The sequence below is a fragment of the Mycobacterium sp. D16Q16 genome (assembly GCF_002013745.1).
Lineage (GTDB): Bacteria > Actinomycetota > Actinomycetes > Mycobacteriales > Mycobacteriaceae > Mycobacterium.
Genome location: NZ_MAEY01000004.1, coordinates 563,921 through 580,851 on the forward strand (window position 1 = coordinate 563,921; position 16,931 = coordinate 580,851).

17 protein-coding genes are annotated in these 16,931 nt (G+C 64.2%); 7 read left to right on the forward strand and 10 right to left on the reverse strand.

Translation table 11 applies throughout. From position 1 onward, the window contains the following. Positions 1-43: 43 nt before the first annotated feature. Positions 44-484 carry a hypothetical protein gene (locus B4394_RS07270; protein ID WP_078314591.1) on the forward strand — a complete coding sequence of 147 codons (441 nt, stop codon included), beginning with the start codon at positions 44-46 and terminating at the stop codon, positions 482-484. Position 485: 1 nt separating this feature from the next. Here the strand turns inward: B4394_RS07270 and dtd are convergent, their stop codons facing one another. Genes dtd through B4394_RS07295 form a run of 5 tightly spaced genes read right to left on the reverse strand, consistent with a single transcriptional unit; the run spans position 486 to position 5,401 of the window. Continuing rightward, a complete protein-coding gene (gene dtd, locus B4394_RS07275) occupies positions 486-917 on the reverse strand; it encodes a D-aminoacyl-tRNA deacylase (RefSeq protein WP_078307877.1) in 432 nt (143 codons plus the stop codon). Between the two features lies 1 nt (position 918). Beyond that, the gene (locus B4394_RS07280) at positions 919-2,223 is read right to left on the reverse strand and encodes an FAD/NAD(P)-binding protein (RefSeq protein ID WP_078314592.1); all 1,305 of its coding nucleotides are present in this window, start codon (positions 2,221-2,223) and stop codon (positions 919-921) included. Positions 2,224-2,251: 28 nt separating this feature from the next. Then, entirely contained in the window at positions 2,252-3,427 is a 1,176-nt protein-coding gene (locus B4394_RS07285; protein ID WP_078307872.1) for a sulfotransferase family protein, read from the reverse strand. A 16-nt stretch (positions 3,428-3,443) separates the two neighbouring features. Continuing rightward, a complete protein-coding gene (locus B4394_RS07290) occupies positions 3,444-4,229 on the reverse strand; it encodes an SDR family oxidoreductase (protein ID WP_078307869.1) in 786 nt (261 codons plus the stop codon). Continuing rightward, positions 4,229-5,401, reverse strand: a complete 1,173-nt coding sequence (locus tag B4394_RS07295) for a DUF1214 domain-containing protein (protein ID WP_078314593.1) — start codon at positions 5,399-5,401, stop codon at positions 4,229-4,231. The genes B4394_RS07290 and B4394_RS07295 overlap by 1 nt, the downstream gene beginning before the upstream one ends. A 119-nt stretch (positions 5,402-5,520) precedes the next feature. Here B4394_RS07295 and B4394_RS07300 point away from each other — a divergent pair, with 119 nt between their 5' ends. The 3 genes from B4394_RS07300 to cysC all read left to right on the forward strand — a co-directional run bounded on the left by B4394_RS07300 (position 5,521) and on the right by cysC (position 9,466). Then, complete coding sequence (locus B4394_RS07300) at positions 5,521-6,432, forward strand: helix-turn-helix domain-containing protein (RefSeq protein WP_078307864.1); 912 nt, start codon at positions 5,521-5,523, stop codon at positions 6,430-6,432. Between the two features lie 170 nt (positions 6,433-6,602). Further along, positions 6,603-7,556 carry a sulfate adenylyltransferase subunit CysD gene (gene cysD, locus B4394_RS07305; RefSeq protein WP_078307861.1) on the forward strand — a complete coding sequence of 318 codons (954 nt, stop codon included), beginning with the start codon at positions 6,603-6,605 and terminating at the stop codon, positions 7,554-7,556. Continuing rightward, entirely contained in the window at positions 7,556-9,466 is a 1,911-nt protein-coding gene (cysC, locus tag B4394_RS07310; protein WP_078314594.1) for an adenylyl-sulfate kinase, read from the forward strand. The genes cysD and cysC overlap by 1 nt, the downstream gene beginning before the upstream one ends. On the opposite strand, the gene B4394_RS07315 is transcribed toward cysC, so the two are convergent. The 4 genes from B4394_RS07315 to napA form a co-directional block, all read right to left on the reverse strand. Continuing rightward, complete coding sequence (locus B4394_RS07315; RefSeq protein WP_078307856.1) at positions 9,448-10,584, reverse strand: glutamate--cysteine ligase; 1,137 nt, start codon at positions 10,582-10,584, stop codon at positions 9,448-9,450. The genes cysC and B4394_RS07315 overlap by 19 nt on opposite strands. Positions 10,585-10,592: 8 nt before the next feature. Beyond that, positions 10,593-11,312 carry a superoxide dismutase[Cu-Zn] gene (sodC, locus tag B4394_RS07320; protein WP_078314595.1) on the reverse strand — a complete coding sequence of 240 codons (720 nt, stop codon included), beginning with the start codon at positions 11,310-11,312 and terminating at the stop codon, positions 10,593-10,595. Positions 11,313-11,375: 63 nt separating this feature from the next. Further along, positions 11,376-11,840 (reverse strand): LytR C-terminal domain-containing protein, encoded by a 465-nt coding sequence (locus tag B4394_RS07325; RefSeq protein WP_078290226.1) that lies wholly within the window; start codon positions 11,838-11,840, stop codon positions 11,376-11,378. A gap of 61 nt (positions 11,841-11,901) precedes the next feature. Next, on the reverse strand, positions 11,902-12,249 hold the full coding sequence (gene napA / locus B4394_RS07330) for a nucleoid-associated protein NapA (protein WP_078290225.1): 348 nt from the start codon (positions 12,247-12,249) through the stop codon (positions 11,902-11,904). 177 nt (positions 12,250-12,426) lie between these two features. Between napA and B4394_RS07335 the strand changes: the two genes are divergently transcribed. From B4394_RS07335 to B4394_RS07345, 3 genes are read left to right on the forward strand one after another with little or no spacing between them, the layout of a single operon-like run. Then, positions 12,427-13,020: a peptide deformylase gene (locus B4394_RS07335; protein WP_078307850.1), complete on the forward strand. Its 594-nt coding sequence runs from the start codon at positions 12,427-12,429 to the stop codon at positions 13,018-13,020. 14 nt (positions 13,021-13,034) lie between these two features. Then, positions 13,035-13,934, forward strand: a complete 900-nt coding sequence (locus B4394_RS07340) for an N-acetylglutamate synthase, CG3035 family (RefSeq protein ID WP_078314596.1) — start codon at positions 13,035-13,037, stop codon at positions 13,932-13,934. Positions 13,935-13,943: 9 nt separating this feature from the next. After that, the gene (locus B4394_RS07345) at positions 13,944-14,744 is read left to right on the forward strand and encodes an exodeoxyribonuclease III (protein WP_078314597.1); all 801 of its coding nucleotides are present in this window, start codon (positions 13,944-13,946) and stop codon (positions 14,742-14,744) included. A gap of 133 nt (positions 14,745-14,877) precedes the next feature. Here the strand turns inward: B4394_RS07345 and B4394_RS07350 are convergent. Next, positions 14,878-16,931 (reverse strand): MinD/ParA family ATP-binding protein (locus tag B4394_RS07350; RefSeq protein ID WP_078314598.1); only part of this gene is annotated, 2,054 nt, incomplete at its 5' end.

Sequence of the window (16,931 nt, forward strand, 5' to 3'; positions counted from 1 at the left end):
AGCAGGGTCTTCCTTGACTGAGAAAAATACCAGCCCTCCGAGCGTGGAGGAGCTGGCTCAGTCGATGCTGGCACTGCATGGCGCCCATGGGGAAGACGAGGCTCATGAATCCGCTGGATCGGGGCGCTCGAATGGCCACTGGTCGAAGGCGCCGGCATTCGACCACGATCCGGAGCGGGCCGCGCAGCTGCATGAGGCCACCGAGGGCGACAAGCAGCGGTACCTGACCTCCGGCCTTCAGGAAGTCGACTGCCGGTTCTGCCATGGCTCGGTGATGGTGAAGAAGCTCAGTCTCAATCACACTGCTGTGCAATGGAATACCGCGGCGGCCGGGCGGTGCGCCTTCTTCGCGCAGATGCGTGAGGAGGGCACCAACACGGCGCGGGTGCGCGGGTGCCCCCGCCTGTCCGACAGCATTGCGCATGCAGTCGCCGAGGGCTGCCTCGACCAGATCTGCACGGCAGCACCGCCCGGGGACGGCTGATCTACAGCTCCAACAGCACGGTCACCGGACCGTCGTTGATCAGTTCAACCTGCATGTGCGCGCCGAAGACCCCCACCTCCACGTGTGCACCGAAGTTCCGCAGGGCGTCCGCGAACGCCGCCACGACAGGTTCGGCGACATTTCCGGGCGCAGCCGCGTTCCACGCCGGACGACGCCCCTTCTTCGTGTTGGCATACAGCGTGAATTGACTGACCACCAGTATCGGAGCACCGAGGTCGGCAGCGGACTTCTCATCGTCGAGAATGCGCAGTTGCCACAGTTTTTCTGCGAGTTGCGCGGCCATGCCGGCGTCGTCATCGTGGGTGACGCCCACGAGCGCCAGCAGTCCTTGACCTTCGGGGCGGATCGCGCCGACCACCGCCCCGTCCACGGACACTGACGCCGAGACAACTCGCTGCACCAGAACACGCACGTTACGACCCTATCAGCGCCGCCAATCGCTCCGCCTGCGCCCTGATCTCCGCGAATGCCGTTGTTTCCCAGAGATTTCCGCGCCGCAGCGGACCGAGTGTCCACATCGGCACCACCGCAGGAAGAAGCCGTCCTTCGGCGTCGGTGTCCAACCCCAGGTTCAGTGGCCCGGGTCTCACCAAGCCGTCGGCAAGGAGTTGGCTCCACAGCGGATCGGCGGCGGCGGTGATGTCGTATTGCGGGCCGGTGCAATTGATCACCGCACCTATGTCGAGGACCCGGCCCGTCGACAACGTCGCCCGGACTCCGGTGCCTGCGGCAACGGTATTCACCAACTCCGCACAATAGAGCCGCAACCCCCCGTCGCCGAGGTACCGATCGACCTGAGCGGCGGTCCGCGGCGCCATCCGGTGGCGGTGAATATCCCACAGCCTGCGGTACTTTCGCAGGAAATGAGACCGCTCCTCGTCGGTCATGGCCATCCAGAGCGCACCGGCATGCGGGCGCAGCGCGTCCACCGCAACACACGCGTCGCCACCCTGGGCGATCACGTCCTGGACATAGCGCACAGAACGCTCCAGCACCTGCCCACGATCGATAGTGAAGGCAGGTGCGGGCACCCGCGACGACGGATCCTGACGATGCGCTCGTGGCAGCAGCCCGCTGCGGGAGATCGCGTGCACGACACGATCCGGCCGCCGCAGTGTGCAGGTGAGGTCGGCCATCGTCAGACCTGTTCCGATGAGCAGTAAATCGCCGTCCTCCGGAAGGCCGTCGAGTGCACCCGGGCGCCAGGGGTCGCTCACGAAGAGTGCACTATCACGCAACCATTTTGGCGCCCAAGACGTTCCGGGAGTATTAGGCCCGGCCGCGAGAATCACGGCGTCAGCGCGCACCCTTTCGCCATTGCACAGGGTGATCGCGAGTCCGTGGCCGTGCGTGGCTACCGCAACAGCGTGGCGATGAACACGGGTCACCCGATCGCCGCGCGCCCCGTCGAAGGCGCTGGAGAGATAACGTCCGAACAGCCCCCGGGGAACGAAATCCTCGGGACCCGCGCCCGATAGACCATTGCCGCCCAACCAGGCCACGAAATCCAGGGGCTCGCTGGCGTCGGCGCTGAGCTTGCCAGCAGGAACATTCAGGAGATGACGCGGATCGGTGGTGCGATAGGGAACTCCTGGCCCGGTACTCGCGTCGGGGTCGATCACGGTCAGACGCAGCGCCCTGGAGTCCCTGCGCCGCAGTAGATGTAGGGCAGCCATTGTTCCCGCCGCGCCGGCACCGACGACGGCGACATGTGTCATGGACAAGCCACGGGCGCGAAGACCAACATCACAGCCCCGCGAAGCGCTCCACCACCGCTTCCTTGCTCAGCCCATAGTCAGCCAGCGAGTAGACGTGCTTGGGTGCGCGCGGGCCCTTTTGGCTCTCATCGTTCATCTTCTGCATCTCGACCAGCGCGGACGCCGACAGCTCCAGTCCGAAGTGTCGGTAGATGGATTCGACAGTGCCAATCGGGTCTGAGATGAAGTCGAAGTAGTCGACATCGCAGAACTGTGCCTCGTCATACTTGGTACGCGCGGACTTGAACGACTCCAGGCCGCGGGCCCACGTGTCCAGCTGATCAGCGCCGAGAGTGGCACCCACGAAGGTCTCCGACCAGCCCGCCGTCGCATGCTCGTTGAGCGAGCAGACCGAGGCAATGATGGTCTCGGCCGGGCGATGTGTCTGGATAACCAATGCGTCCGGGTATACCTCCATGAGCGCATCGAGAGCGAAAAGATGACTCGGATTCTTGAGTACCCAACGCTTTTCGATGTCGTTGAGACCGATCAGCTGCAAGTTGGCCTTGTAACGCCGGTACGCCGGTGTCCAGTCCTGTTGAGACAGCCACTGGGCGTAGGTGGGCACGTGCGCAAGACATTCATAGGACACCGAATGCACCGACTGCCGCAACAGCTGCCAGCATTCCTCGACCTCGCTGGCCGACATGTAATGCAGGCCCATGAATTCCGGGTTCTCCACATGGTGCTTGGAGAACTGCGCCTCCAGCTGCTGGTACACGGGGTTGGTGTCCCAGGTGTCGCGGGCCGGCCGGGGCTGCGGGAAGTCGGCCAGCCACATCTCCAGCCCCTGATGCATCGGGTCGGCGTTGAGGAGGCGATGCAGCGCGGTGGTGCCGGTACGAGGCAGGCCGGTGACGAAGATGGGCCGATCGATCGCTACCTGTGCATGATCGGGATGTGCCTTGAACGCAGCCTCGCTGAGCAGCCGTGCCCCCAATGCGCCGCGCAGGAAGACCCGAGACATCTTGGAGCCCAACGGAGTCAGCCCGGCCTCGCTGTGATAGGAGTCCAGTAGCACCCCTAGCGCTTCGCGATAGTTGTCGACAGACTCGTCCCCGAAGTCATCCAGACCGATGAGCCGGGTGGCCGATTCGTGTAGGTCGTCCACGGTGCCGACGCTGGTGCGCTGCGCGTTCGATTCAGAGTTCTCGTCAAAACTCATACTGATCTCCTTGAGGCTAGGCGTGGAATTCGCCGCAGTTGACATCGAGGGCCTGGCCGGTAATGCCGCTCGCCAGGTCGGACGCGAGGAACAGCACGGCGTTTGCCACCTCGTCAGTGGTCGGCAGCCGCTTGAGATCGGAGTTCGCCGCTGTGTACTCGTAGATCTGTTCGACGGTGCCGCCGTACTTCTTGGCCTGATGTTCGAAGTAGCCCTTGAGGTTTTCACCCCACATGTAACCGGGCACAACTGAATTGACCCGAACTCCCTGCGGCCCAAGCTCTGTAGCCAGCGATTGGGACATGGCCAGCAGCGCTGCCTTGGCGATCTTGTAACTGCCATAGCGGATCTGCGAGTGCCGGATGACCATCGAATTGATGTTGACCACCGCACCGTTCGATTGGGCGAGCACTGCGGCCAATTTCTGCGTCAGCCGCAGCGTACCGACCACGGTGAGTTCGACGCTATCGCGAATATGCTGGTAGTCCGTCTTCTCCAGGGATTTCATCGACGGGATGCTGAAGGCGTTGTTGACGAGAACATCAACGCCGCCGAAGGTCTCGGTCGCGCGTTCGACAAGATTGGCGACGCTGGCCTCGTCGGTGATGTCCGTGGCCACGGTGAGGGCCCTGCGTCCGGTAGCGGTGATCTGTTCGGCCACCTCGTCGAGGCGTGATTGCGTACGTGCCGCGAGAACGACATCCGCGCCGGCCGCCGCGAACTTGGTGGCCAATGTGGCGCCGAGACCGGGGCCGATGCCGGACACGACGACAACCTTGCCGGCGAAATCAAGGAGACTCATCAGCCCAACATCCTTGCGCCGATCGCGGTCTGGCGCTCGGCGATACGGCTGCGCCAGCCCTCCGCGCTGATCTGATTCAGTGCGTAGTGCGGCAGTTTCGCGGGGACATCGCCAATCGCGACCACCTCGACCGTCGGGCCGTCGTCAGCCGTGAGCTGCCGGTCGGCGCGCTGCCACCGGAACTGAAGGTACGCACGGCGGTGCCCCAGGGTCTCAATCCAGTTGGTCACACCGGGATTGGCACTACTCACCACCATCCGGATGTTGCCGTCCGGGTCGACCTGAGCCTGGCTCGAGTTCAGCGAGGTCTGATGGTTGATGTAATCGAGCGAGATGTACCAGAGGCTTCCGAGCTGGAAACCTTGGTACGGCGCATCTGATTTGGGAACGGTGATGATCATCGCCTGATCGTCGGCCAGGTCATAGTGACCCACCGAGGAGAATTGAGTGGCCAAACCACCGGGAGTGAGCCGCGGCTCCGTCATGGTGTTGACAGGCAAGTTGTCGTAGAACCATTTGGGGAACTGCAGCCACGTCTTGACTCGGTTGACCAGCTGCTTACCCGCACTCGCATAACGCTTTTCGATCTGTTCCTTCGTCAGCGGGGCCGGCGCTGTGCCTGCCGTATCCACCCGCGCGATGGCAAGACTGCCGCGTTGCTCACGCCAGTCGCTGTACACCTCGCGCATGACCAGTTGCGCCGGCCCCGGCCCGAGGGTGAAGTAGTTGGGCCGCGACTCGCTGACCGGCCCTGGCCCAAAACGAACCTCGAAGCTACCGTCACTCTCGATGTGGATTTGGCGATCATCGAAGGCGACGGCGCTGCCGGGCACATTCTTGTCGGTGTAGTCGCCGCCGCCAAGCACCTGGAAGCTCAAATCGGTAGTGGTACCACGCTTTCCGGTGACCACGTATTCGTGTTCACCGTTGACACGAGCACCGAAGTAGAGGGTGTCGGGGTTATCCAATCCCATCTTCGTGAACGGCCCGGTGCCGGAAAGCAGGAACGGATGATCACGGTCGGTGTGAAACGCCATATGGGTGCAGGCCGCAATCCCCTGCGCCAGATACTGGAGCCCCTCAAGCAGATCGGCTTCGGTGTCGATGTGGGGTGCCGCGACGATCAGCTCCTCGGCTTCCGCAATCGCGGACGTGAATGCCTCGCTGTACATGGCGCTCCTGACTGGTACAAATTTGTACCGCAGTGGTAGAATGCCCTCCGACAGTAGAGCGCTGCGCCCGGGTACGTCAAGAATGCCAGGAACCGCACAGCGGCACAGGAGGTTTCACGTTGGCCGAAGATCGAGGCAGGACGTCCCCACCCACCGAACGCGTCATGGCCGTACTCAACTTCATGGCGCAGCACCGCACCGAACGCTTCGGGCTCTCCGAATTGGCACGTCGCCTCGACCTCAGTAAGCCCACCTGCCTGGGCATCGTGGCCACCCTTACCGACGCCGGGTACCTCATCAGGGACGACCGCGATAAGACGTACAGCCTGGGTCCCGCGCTTATCCGCGTCGGTAGAGCGGCGCAAGAGTCGCTGCGCGCGAAACCGGCGAGCCGGGATCAATTGCTCACGCTTACGCGAGAATTCGGACATACCGCGGCCTTGTCCGCGGTAGTCAGCGATCGGGTGACCGTGCTGGAAGTAGTCAGCGACCCCGATCACCCCGTGCGGGTCGAGGTCGGCCAGAGCTATCCGTTCACTCCGCCGGTCGGCCTGATGTTCGTGCTCTGGGATACCGATGACACCATCACCTCCTGGCTGGCCAAGGACCCGACCGCGCCCGGCCGCGCGGCGGATGACCGGCTACGCAAGGTCATCGAAGAATGCCGCGCCGACGGCTATCTCGTCGAACTACTGACACCCGCCGGCCGACAGCTGTATTCACTCATGGCCGGAGTGCCCGGTGACATCCCCAACGAGTTGCGCGCCCTGCTCGGGGAGATCGTGTCGGGCATCGGCGAGCGGGTGTACCTGCGCAGCGAGAATTACACCGTCGGGTCGGGGGCAAAGGTGCGCCACCGGGTGAATGTCATGTCGGCGCCGGTCTACGACCACAACGGCAAGCAGGCAATGGTCGCGAGCCTTTACATCGGCGACGACCTCACCGACGCGGAGATCACCGCCCGGGCCAGGGCGCTCGTGCGCACCGCGGACGGAATCACCGAACACATCGGCGGCATCAAACCCGCCTGACGTCGGCCCTCTCGCCGTCCCTCACCTCCCGCCGAGTGTGCGCACCACTGCCCACACTCGGCGGTTTTGTATGTGCATCCCATTGACACCCAACGAGAACACGTTCTACTCTGGGCTGGACCGAATACGAACCGATACGGTACATATTTGGACCGAATGGAGTTGTGGAAATGCCGACATCGCCAGGTGTTCTTCGCCCAAGAGGCTCATCACCAGCCAAGTCATACGAGTTATCGCACGTGAACGCCCTGGAAGCCGAGGCGGTCTATATATTCCGCGAAGTTGCGGCAACCTTTGAAAGACCCGTCCTGCTGTTCTCCGGCGGCAAGGATTCGGTAGTCATGCTGCACGTCGCAGCCAAGGCATTCTGGCCATCCCCGCTGCCCTTCCCCGTCATGCACATCGACACCGGGCACAATTTCGACGAGGTCATCGCCTTCCGCGATGAAACCGTCAGCCGCTACAGCCTGCGTCTGGAGGTCGGCAGCGTGCAGGACGACATCGACTCCGGCGCCGTCGTCGAGGAGACCGGACCAGGCGCCACTCGTAACCGTCTGCAGACCGCGACCCTGTTGCGCAGCATCAACGAGCACCGCTTCGATGCCGTGTTCGGCGGCGCGCGCCGCGACGAGGAGAAGGCCCGCGCCAAGGAGCGGGTGTTCAGCTTCCGCGATGAATTCGGCCAGTGGGACCCCCGCGCCCAGCGCCCAGAACTCTGGAACATCTACAACGGCCGCCACCGCAAGGGTGAACACATCCGGGTGTTCCCGCTGTCGAACTGGACCGAGCTAGACATCTGGCAGTACATCGAACTCGAGAACATCACGCTACCGCCGCTGTATTACGCGCACAGGCGCAACGTGGTGGAGCGCGACGGAATGCTGTTGGCAGACACCAAGTTCCTTACTCTGCAACCAGGCGAGGAGCTTATCGAGAAGTCGGTTCGGTTCCGGACCATCGGCGATGCCACCTGCACGGGAGCCGTCGAATCCATCGCGACGACCGCCAGCGCGGTAGTGGAAGAGGTTGCCGCCACCCGCATCACCGAGCGGGGAGCCACCCGTGCCGACGATCGGATCTCCGAGGCCGGTATGGAAGACCGCAAGAAAGAAGGCTACTTCTGATGTCCGTGCATGCCATCGAAACCACCGAGCCGGCCCAGGAGCTCATCCGCATCGCCACCGCGGGCAGCGTCGACGACGGCAAGTCCACCCTCATCGGCCGCCTGCTGTACGACTCGAAGTCGATCTTCGCCGATCAGCTTGCCGCCGTGGAGGCCAGCAGCAAAGCCAAGGGCGAAACACACACCAACCTGGCACTGCTGACCGACGGCCTGCGCGCCGAACGTGAGCAGGGCATCACGATCGATGTCGCACACCGCTATTTCTCCACGCCCGTGCGTAAATTCATCATCGCCGACACACCCGGGCACGAGCAGTACACCCGCAACATGGTGACCGGCGCGTCGACCGCTGACCTGGCCATCATTCTTGTCGATGCCCGTAACGGCCTCACCCAGCAGACCCGCCGGCACGCGTTCATCACCTCACTACTCGGTGTGGAGCACGTGGTGTTGTGCATCAACAAGATGGATCTGGTCGACTGGTCACCCCAGCGATTCGACGAAATCAAAGAGGAGTTCCGCAGATTCGCCACCAAACTGGAGCTGCATGACCTCACGGTCATTCCCGTGTCGGCGTTGCTCGGCGACAACATCGTCACCCGGTCTACCAACACACCGTGGTACGAGGGCCCGTCGTTGTTGCATCATATTGAGCAGGTACATATTTCGTCGGACCGCAACCTCATCGACGCACGATTCCCCATCCAATACGTCATCCGCCCTCAGGGCGGTGCGGCGGCACGCGGTGCCGATCAGATCACCGATCTGCACGACTTCCGGGCCGTGGCCGGAACGGTCGCCAGCGGTGTGTTCAAACCCGGCGATGAGATCGTCGCGCTGCCATCTGGTTTCACCTCAACGGTGTCGGCGATCTGGGGTCCTGGCGGATCCGTTGTAGACGAGGCATTCGCCGGCAGCGCGGTGAGCGTGCAACTGGCGGACCAGCTGGACCTGGGCCGCGGCGACATGCTCTGCCGTCCCAACAACCGGCCGCTGGTCGGCGCGCAGATCGATGCCATGGTGTGCTGGTTCACGGATGTGTCCACGCTGTCCGAGGGATCGCGCTTTGTGCTGCAGCATGCCAATTCGACCGTGAAGGCGACTATCGCCGGGCTTGACTACCGGCTCGATGTGAACAGCCTGCATCGCGACCAGGAGGCAAAGGAGCTGAAACTCAACGAGATCGGACGCGTGCAGCTACGGCTGCAACGGCCGATCATGTTCGACCCCTACCGGCGCAACCGGACCACGGGCAGCTTCATCCTGGTCGACGAGGCCACCAACAACACGGTGGCGGCGGGCATGATCTCCGGCCCGACACTGCACCAATCCAAGGTGGTCTGGCACTCGTCCGCGGTTTCACGCGACGAACGCTCCACCAAGGGCGGGACGATATGGATCACCGGACTCTCCGCTTCCGGGAAGTCCACCGTAGCAGTCGAATTGGAGCGACGGCTGGTGGCGATGGGCATCCCTGCCTACCGACTCGACGGTGACAATCTGCGACACGGTCTCAACGCCGACCTCGGGTTCTCCGCCGCCGACCGCGCAGAGAACGTACGCCGTGTCGGTGCCGTCGCCCAGATTCTTGCCGACTCCGGCGTTGTCGCCGTGGCCGCGCTCATCAGTCCGTATCGGGCCGATCGGGACAAGATCCGGGCCCAGCATGAAGTGGCCGGGTTGCCGTTCGTCGAGGTGTTCGTCGACACCCCGGTCGAGATCTGCGAGCAGCGCGACCCGAAGGGCATGTACGCCAAGGCGCGCGCGGGTGAAATCAGCGATTTCACCGGCGTCAACGCACCCTACGAGGCTCCCGAGGAGGCCGAACTGGTGCTGCGCCCCGACGATCACGCGGAGGGGAACCCGGAGGAGCAGGCTGCGGCGATCCTGGACTACTGGCTGTCGGTGTAGCGCTCGGGCTCCAACTCGTTGACCACCGAGTCCACCACCGCACCCAGATCGCCGTCATGCTCTTCGGCCACACGCCGCTGGCGCTGATAGGAGCCTCCGTGGCGGTAGATCTCCTCCACGGCGGCCAGTTCCGTCTCGCATTCCAGCAGCCGTGCGATGGGTTGCAGCCGCGTCAGCAGATCGTCGAGGTCTTCGGTCACCAATCTTTCGTTACTGTCCTCGTCCAGGATGATGACCGCGTCGAGGCCATAACGCGCACTGCGCCATTTGTTTTCCTGCACATGCCAGGGCGGCATGGTGGGCAGGGATTCCCCCGCCTCCAGCTTTCGATCCAGGTCCACCACCAGGCAATGAGTCAGCGCCACCAGCGCCTCGAGTTCGGCGACATTGGAAATCCCGTCGAAGATCCGAACCTCGACCGTGCCCAGCGCCGGTGAAGGCCTGATATCCCAACGAATTTCGTTGAGCTGGTCGATAATTCCGGTCTTCATCTGATCATCGACGAAGCCCTCAAACTGCTCCCAGGTCTGAAAGTGGAACGGCAGACCGGCGGTGGGCAGCTGCTGGAACATCATGGCCCGGTTACTCGCGTACCCGGTGTCTTGCCCCTCCCACATCGGGGAGGACGCCGACAGCGCCAAAAGGTGCGGGTAGTAGTTGAGCATCGATGTGACGATGGGCATCACCTTGTGCTTGGAGGAGACACCGACATGCACGTGCACGCCCCAGATCAGCATCTGCCGCCCCCACCATTGCGTGCGGGCGATCAGCTCGTCGTACCGCGGCGCATCGGTGAGCTGTTGCGCCGACCAACGGGCGAAGGGATGTGTACCGGCGCAGAACAACTCCATACCCATCGAGCGCACGGTCGGTCGCACCGTCGCAAGGGTCGCCTGCAGGTCCTGCATCGCTTCGGCGACGGACCCGCAGATACCCGTCACCACCTCGATGGTGTTACGCAGCAGCTCCTTGTGAACGTGCGGGTTCTCACCGATCGCCGCCAGCACCGCGGAGGCTTCGTTGGTGAGGTCCCTGGTCTGGGCGTCGACGAGCGCGAACTCCCACTCCACCCCCAGCGTGGGCCGCGGTGACCCGCGAAATTCAATCGGACGGGCCACCCTACCGGCTAGCCCGCGTCGATGAGACCGCAGGCCACACGCTTGCCTGCGTCACCGGTCGACTTCGTGGTGTCATCGGGGCCCGCTGTGCCGTTGGCCTGGGTGTACCGCTCCGGCGGAATGTTGGCGAAGTTGTCCGCCTTCTCGTGAATGATGATCGCGGTGCCGTTGCCGGCGGTCAGATCGTCCTTGGTGAACGAGTCCGCCGTGGTAACCAGCTCACCGGAGCCGTCCTTGAGGATGTTCAGCGACACCAGGTCGCCGCTGGACGGATGACCGGTGTAACCGGGCACGTTGAAATGTCCGCCCGCGGACAAGAAGTCACCCGGGGTGCCGCCGGTCGGTGCGGTGGAGTTCGGGTCGCACTTCTTGAAGGAGTGAATGTGCAGTCCGTGGAACCCGGGGGTGAGCTTGCCGTTCTCCGTGGTCTTCACCGTGATGGTGGCGAAACCGTCCTGGAAAACGAACTCCGCCGTCGCCACCGGCGTGCCGTCGGCGAGCTTGAGCGTGGCATTGAGCTTTTCGCCCGACGGGATCGGCCGCTCGCCGCCTCCATGACCACCGTGCTCACCCGCGCTCGACGGCGCGGTGGAACCTGTCCACACCGGAGGCGTGGTGCCCGGCGTGGTGCTGGCCGGCTGGTCCGGGGAGCATCCACTCAGGGACAAGGCAACGGCAGCAAGGGTTCCGGCGGCGAGAACGGCGGGCTTAACCATGGGCCTCATCATGCCATCTCTCCTACAGCGCGTAGCACCCAGTGGTAGACCTGAAGTGCTGATCCGTCAGATCATTCAGATGGCGACAGCGACCACGACACCCGGCGGCTGTTCGACGAGCTCAGGTGCACGCGGTGCGGCCTGAACGCCGAGCACCTTGGCGATTTCATGGGCGGCTTCTTCTTCTCCGGCAGTCTTGCCGAAGAAGACGGTCGTCACGTTCACCTCAGGCATGGGCAGGTTGCCTACTTCGGCGACCTTCCAGCCGGCAGCCGCGACCTGATCGGCGGCACCCCGCGCCAAGTCGGGCACTGAGGTGGTGTTGTAGACACGAACCTCGGGCTTCGGGGCGGGAGGCGGTGTCGTCGACTTGGGGGCTGCGGCGGCGCTGACCGACGTGGACGTCGAGTCGGACGACGCGGACTTATCGGATCCGAGGGCGTTGAAGCCGACGAGCAGGAAGATCACGCCGAGAAACAGCAGCACCATCACCATGGCACGTAGCGGCAGGCCATGAGAATCGGGTACGCGTTCGTTCATCGTGAATCCACAATACGGTCCATGGGCGCCAGCACCTATTCAGCCGGCTACGCCGAGACCTCTATGTGACCTCAAACCCCAGGCGGCGTGCCGCGCGGGCCTTCTGACGGCTTGCGCGCAGTCGGCGGAGCCGTTTGACCAGCATCGGATCCGCTGCCAGGGCCTCTTGACGATCCACCAGGGCATTCAACACCTGGTAGTAGCGGGTGGCCGACATGCCGAACAGCTCCTTGATGGCGTCTTCCTTGGAACCCGCGTACTTCCACCACTGCCGTTCGAAGGCCAGAATGTCATGCTCGCGCCGACTCAGACCGGCCGCAATCTCGACTCCGTCCGAGCCGACGACAGGCGAGTCCTGACCAGCGTCTGCAGCCTTTGACTGCTCAGCTCGCGCCTGGGCGCCGTCCATAAAAGCTCCTGACCCAACCGGGGCGTTCGTTGTCTTGTCTGTCGATCGATCGCGTTCACTGCAACACCAAAAATTACAACACTGTGGTTCGGCGATATTTAACCACGCTCAAACCGCAACGGCGGCTAGCCAACCCCGCGCGTCGGCCGCGAATACCAAGCCGATAGCTTGCCTTCCGTGGCTATTGTTCCTATTCGCATCGTCGGCGACCCGGTGCTGCACACGCCTACCGAGCCCGTCCCGGTAGGTCCCGACGGTTCGCTGCCCGCCGATCTGCCCGAGCTGATCGCGAACATGTACGAGACCATGGACGCCGCCAATGGCGTCGGGCTCGCCGCCAACCAGATCGGGGTACCGCTGCGCCTGTTCGTCTACGACTGCGCGGACACCCGCGGTGGCGGCACCCGCCATCGCGGCGTGGTGATCAACCCCGTCCTGGAAACCTCCGCGATCCCCGAGACCATGCCCGACCCGGACGACGACGAGGAGGGCTGCCTCTCGGTGCCCGGCGAATCCTTCCCGACCGGGCGCGCGGACTGGGCACGGGTCACCGGTTTGGATGCCGACGGCAAAGAGGTCACCCTGGAGGGCAACGACCTGTTCGCCCGCATGCTGCAGCATGAGACCGGGCATCTGGACGGCTTCCTCTATATAGACACGCTGATCGGGCGGAATGCCAGGGCGGCCAAGCGCGCGGTCAAGTCCAACGGTTGGGGTGTGCCCGGATTGAGTTGGACGCCAGGACAAGTCGCCGATCCGTTCGGGCATTAGGACGGCACTGCACCGTGTCCCTGCCCGAACTCGGAGCACGGGTAGCGATCCGCAGCCGGCGCCCGGCTGGTTCGGTACCCCCCTTCACCGACACCGTCGGTGAGCTGGTGGCGACCGATCCCGCGGTGCGGATACTTCATAAATCCGGTGCGGTGGTGGATATTTCACTCGCCGACATCGTCTCGGTACGCGTGCTGCCACCGGTTCCGGTGCTGAATCGGGACATCAGGTCGGTGCAGCGGGCCGCGGCCTTAGCGTGGCCGGGGATCGAGCATGATTGGGTGGACGGGTGGTTCGTCAGAGCCTCGAGCGGGCACACACATCGCGGTAACTCCGCTGTACCACTGGAGCATTCGGCTTCACCGCGCTCGCTCGGCGAGGTGGCCGCGTGGTACTCCGAACACCGGCTGCCCACCCTGTTGTGCCTGCCCGACCGGTTGATCCACCCGCCAGGCGAGCTGGCCACAAGCGGCGAGACCGTGGTGATGGTGCGCGATCTCGGCGAGGCCCGTGCGGCACCCCTTCCCCCGGAGCCATCCTCGAGTTGGCTTGCCCTGCATGGAGATAACCATCCCAAGGCGATGCAGGTGCTGACAGCGGTGGTCGACGGGATACTGGGCTTCGCGTCCGTCGCCGATAACGGTCCCGCGGTCGCCATCGCACGGGGCGCCGTCACCGAGGGCTGGCTCGGCATCTCCGCGGTGCGGGTGGCCGAGACCCATCGACGTCGCGGACTGGCTCGGCAGGTGTGTGACATCCTGCTGGGCTGGGGCGCCGCACAGGGAGCCCGTCGTGCGTACGTCCAGGTCCGCGCGGAGAATGCCGCGGCGTTGGCGCTGTATCCAACCCTGGGCTTTACCGAGCAGCATCGGTACCGGTATGCGCATATCGAGCCTGTCAGCATCGAAAAGTAGGGTGACGTCATGCGATTGGCCACCTGGAATGTGAACTCGATCCGTGCCCGTGCCGACAGGGTGATCTCCTGGCTGGAACGCTCCGGCACCGACGTGCTCGCCATGCAGGAGACCAAGTGCTCCGACAAGCAGTTCCCCATGCAGGCGTTCACCGACGCCGGGTACGAGGTGGCACACGTGGGGCTCAGCCAGTGGAATGGCGTCGCCATCGCCTCCCGGGTTGGGCTGGAGGACGTGACCGTTGGGTTCGAGGGGCAGCCCGGGTGGGCGTCTGGTGAGGATGTCGAGGAGGCCGCCGAGGCCCGCGCACTCGGCGCCACCTGTAACGGGGTGCGGGTGTGGAGCCTGTACGTCCCGAACGGCCGGACGCTGGAGGATCCGCACTACCAGTACAAGCTGCGGTGGCTCTCGGCTCTGCGCGACGAGGCCGCCGGCTGGCTCGCCGCCGATCCCGCGGCACAGGTCGCGCTGGTCGGCGACTGGAACATCGCGCCCACCGACGACGACATCTGGAGCGTCGAGGCCTACCAGGGCAGCACCCATGTGTCCGAACCCGAACGCACCGCGTTCACCGCGATGAACGACGCCGGATACGCCGATGTGGTGCGGCCGTTCACCCCCGGTCCGGGCGTCTACACGTACTGGGATTACACGCAGCTGAGCTTCCCCAAGAAGCGCGGAATGCGCATCGACTTCGTCCTCGGCTCACCGGAGTTCGCCAAGCGAGTGGGTGATGCTCACATCGACCGCGAGGAACGTAAGGGCAAGGGCGCGAGCGACCACGCACCCGTCGTCGTCGACCTGGACTGACACCGGCGGCCAACGAGGCGAGCGCCGCGACCGTCCCCGCTCATTCAGCGCATCCGTACCTGTTGCTGCACAACATCTTCCCTGAGGCCATCTACACACGCGCGACGCTGGCGAGCTAGCGATAATGATGGTGTTACTGTCGTTCCGCGGGGCCCCGGAGTCGGCCGAAATCCTCTGAAACCGACGCCGCTAGATCGAGGTAGGCGTCCATAGTCTGCTGTCGGAGCAGCCCGAAATCGATATCGGCGCCCTCGGAGAGATGCGGATCGAATGGAATCGTGTGCACCGATCGGCACCGCGACTCGAAGTGCTCGTAAAGCTTGTCGATCTTCAAGTTCGCCGACCCTGGACGCGATGTGCTGAGCACCACGCGCGCGCCCCGCACCAACCCCGAATAGCCATGCTGCATCAGCCAGTCCAACGTTGCCGATGCGCTCCGGGCAGCATCCATCGCGGGCGCACTGACTAACACGATGGTGTGCGCCAGGTCGAGGACTCCCGCCATCGCCGAATGCATGATGCCGGTGCCGCAATCGGTCAGGATGATGTTGTAGTAGTGCCGCAGAATATCGACGGTGCGCCGATAGTCGCCCTCACTGAACACCTCCGATACCGCTGGCTCCTGTTCGCTTGCCAGAATTTCCAGCCGACTGGTTGCCATCAGCGTGTGGTTGCGAACATCGGCGTAACTGTGAAGATTGGGGTCCGACAACAGGTCGCGCACAGTTGATTGTGTCGACTCGTCGCGGACTCGTTCTGCCAGAGTGCCGCGGTCGGGGTTGGCGTCGACAGCGATAACACGATCATGTCGCACCATGGCGAGTGCCGACCCCAGCCCAAGCGTGGTCGTGGTCTTGCCAACCCCGCCCTTGATGGACAGCACGGCGATACGGAAGTCGCCGACGATCGGCTGCCGGATCTGCTCCTCGAGTTCCTGCCGTAGACGATCCCTACGGGACAGACCAGGGTTGACGTGGCCACCTGTCGCCATACGCACCCTGCGTCGCCAGCCGGATTGGGGTGCGTTCGGATGCTGCCCCGTCAGCTCAGCTTCCTCTAGTGGCGTGGGCACTCGAAAGGCTTGCGGGGGGCGATAATTCGCCGGAGGCGCCGTCCGGTGTGCCTGCGGCGGCGGTCCAGGCGGCCCGGGATGACCGGCATCCGGACTCGGTTGATTGGCCACCCAACCCGGCGGAGGAGGTGGAGGCTGCGGGGGACGCCATCCCGGTGGCGGAGGCTGCGGGGGACGCCATCCCGGCGGAGGGGGTGGTAGGCGTTGCTTCCATCCCGGCGGTAATGGGGGTCGAGACAATCGCGGGTCCTGTATCGGCGGCTGCGGTGCATCGCGCACTACCGCGTCCGGGGATTCGTTCGACGGCTCCGCGGGCGGCTTTTGCGGTGCAAGCTTATCCGCGTGGTCGCGCTTCTCGTGGTCACGGCGCAACCGAGGGAATGGGCCATCGTCATCGTACGAAGACGGTTTATGGGGCCCGAAACGCTCGAACTCCACTGATGTGGCCGCTCCCGGCAATTGCCAGGGCGGCAGCGCCAGCCTCCGGGTAGGCGGGCGCCGCGACTGAACGTCCTCGTCGTGAGGCTCGACGTCAGGAGTGTCATCGTCAACATGTTCCGCGTGGTCCTGGGCAATATCGTGGGGCTCGTAGGGGTCCTGAGCAGCCCCGTCTGGCCCTGTCGTGTGGTCGGCCTCGCCCTCGAATGGGTGGTCCGACTCGACATCGCCGCTGTCGGAGTCGACAGTCTCCGGGAGGTCGCGGGCCTCGCCCAACTCCGTTGGGCTATCGAGAGATAGATCCGGTGCCTGTTCGTCGTCCTGGTCGGGCTCTGGGCGCAGAGCTGGATCCTGATCAGTCGGGTCGGTCGAGTCCGGTTCAGAGGCAGCAGACTGAGACCGCTTCGCGTCCATCGCCGCAAGGAGCGCAGCCGCGCGTTGATCGACTTCATCGATAGCAGGAACGTCGCTGAACGGTTCCGCCTCAGGCACATCGGAATCGACCGCCTCGACCGGCCACTCATCTGCCTGGCCCAAACCCTCAGCCTCGGCTTCGGACTCCACTGCAGGCTCCGCAGCGCTGTCTGCAGTGCGCTCCCGGGCCCTGGCGACATTGGCGAGGAGCGCTGCCGCACGCATTTCGATCTCATCGAGTTCGGGGGCATCGCTCGATGAGA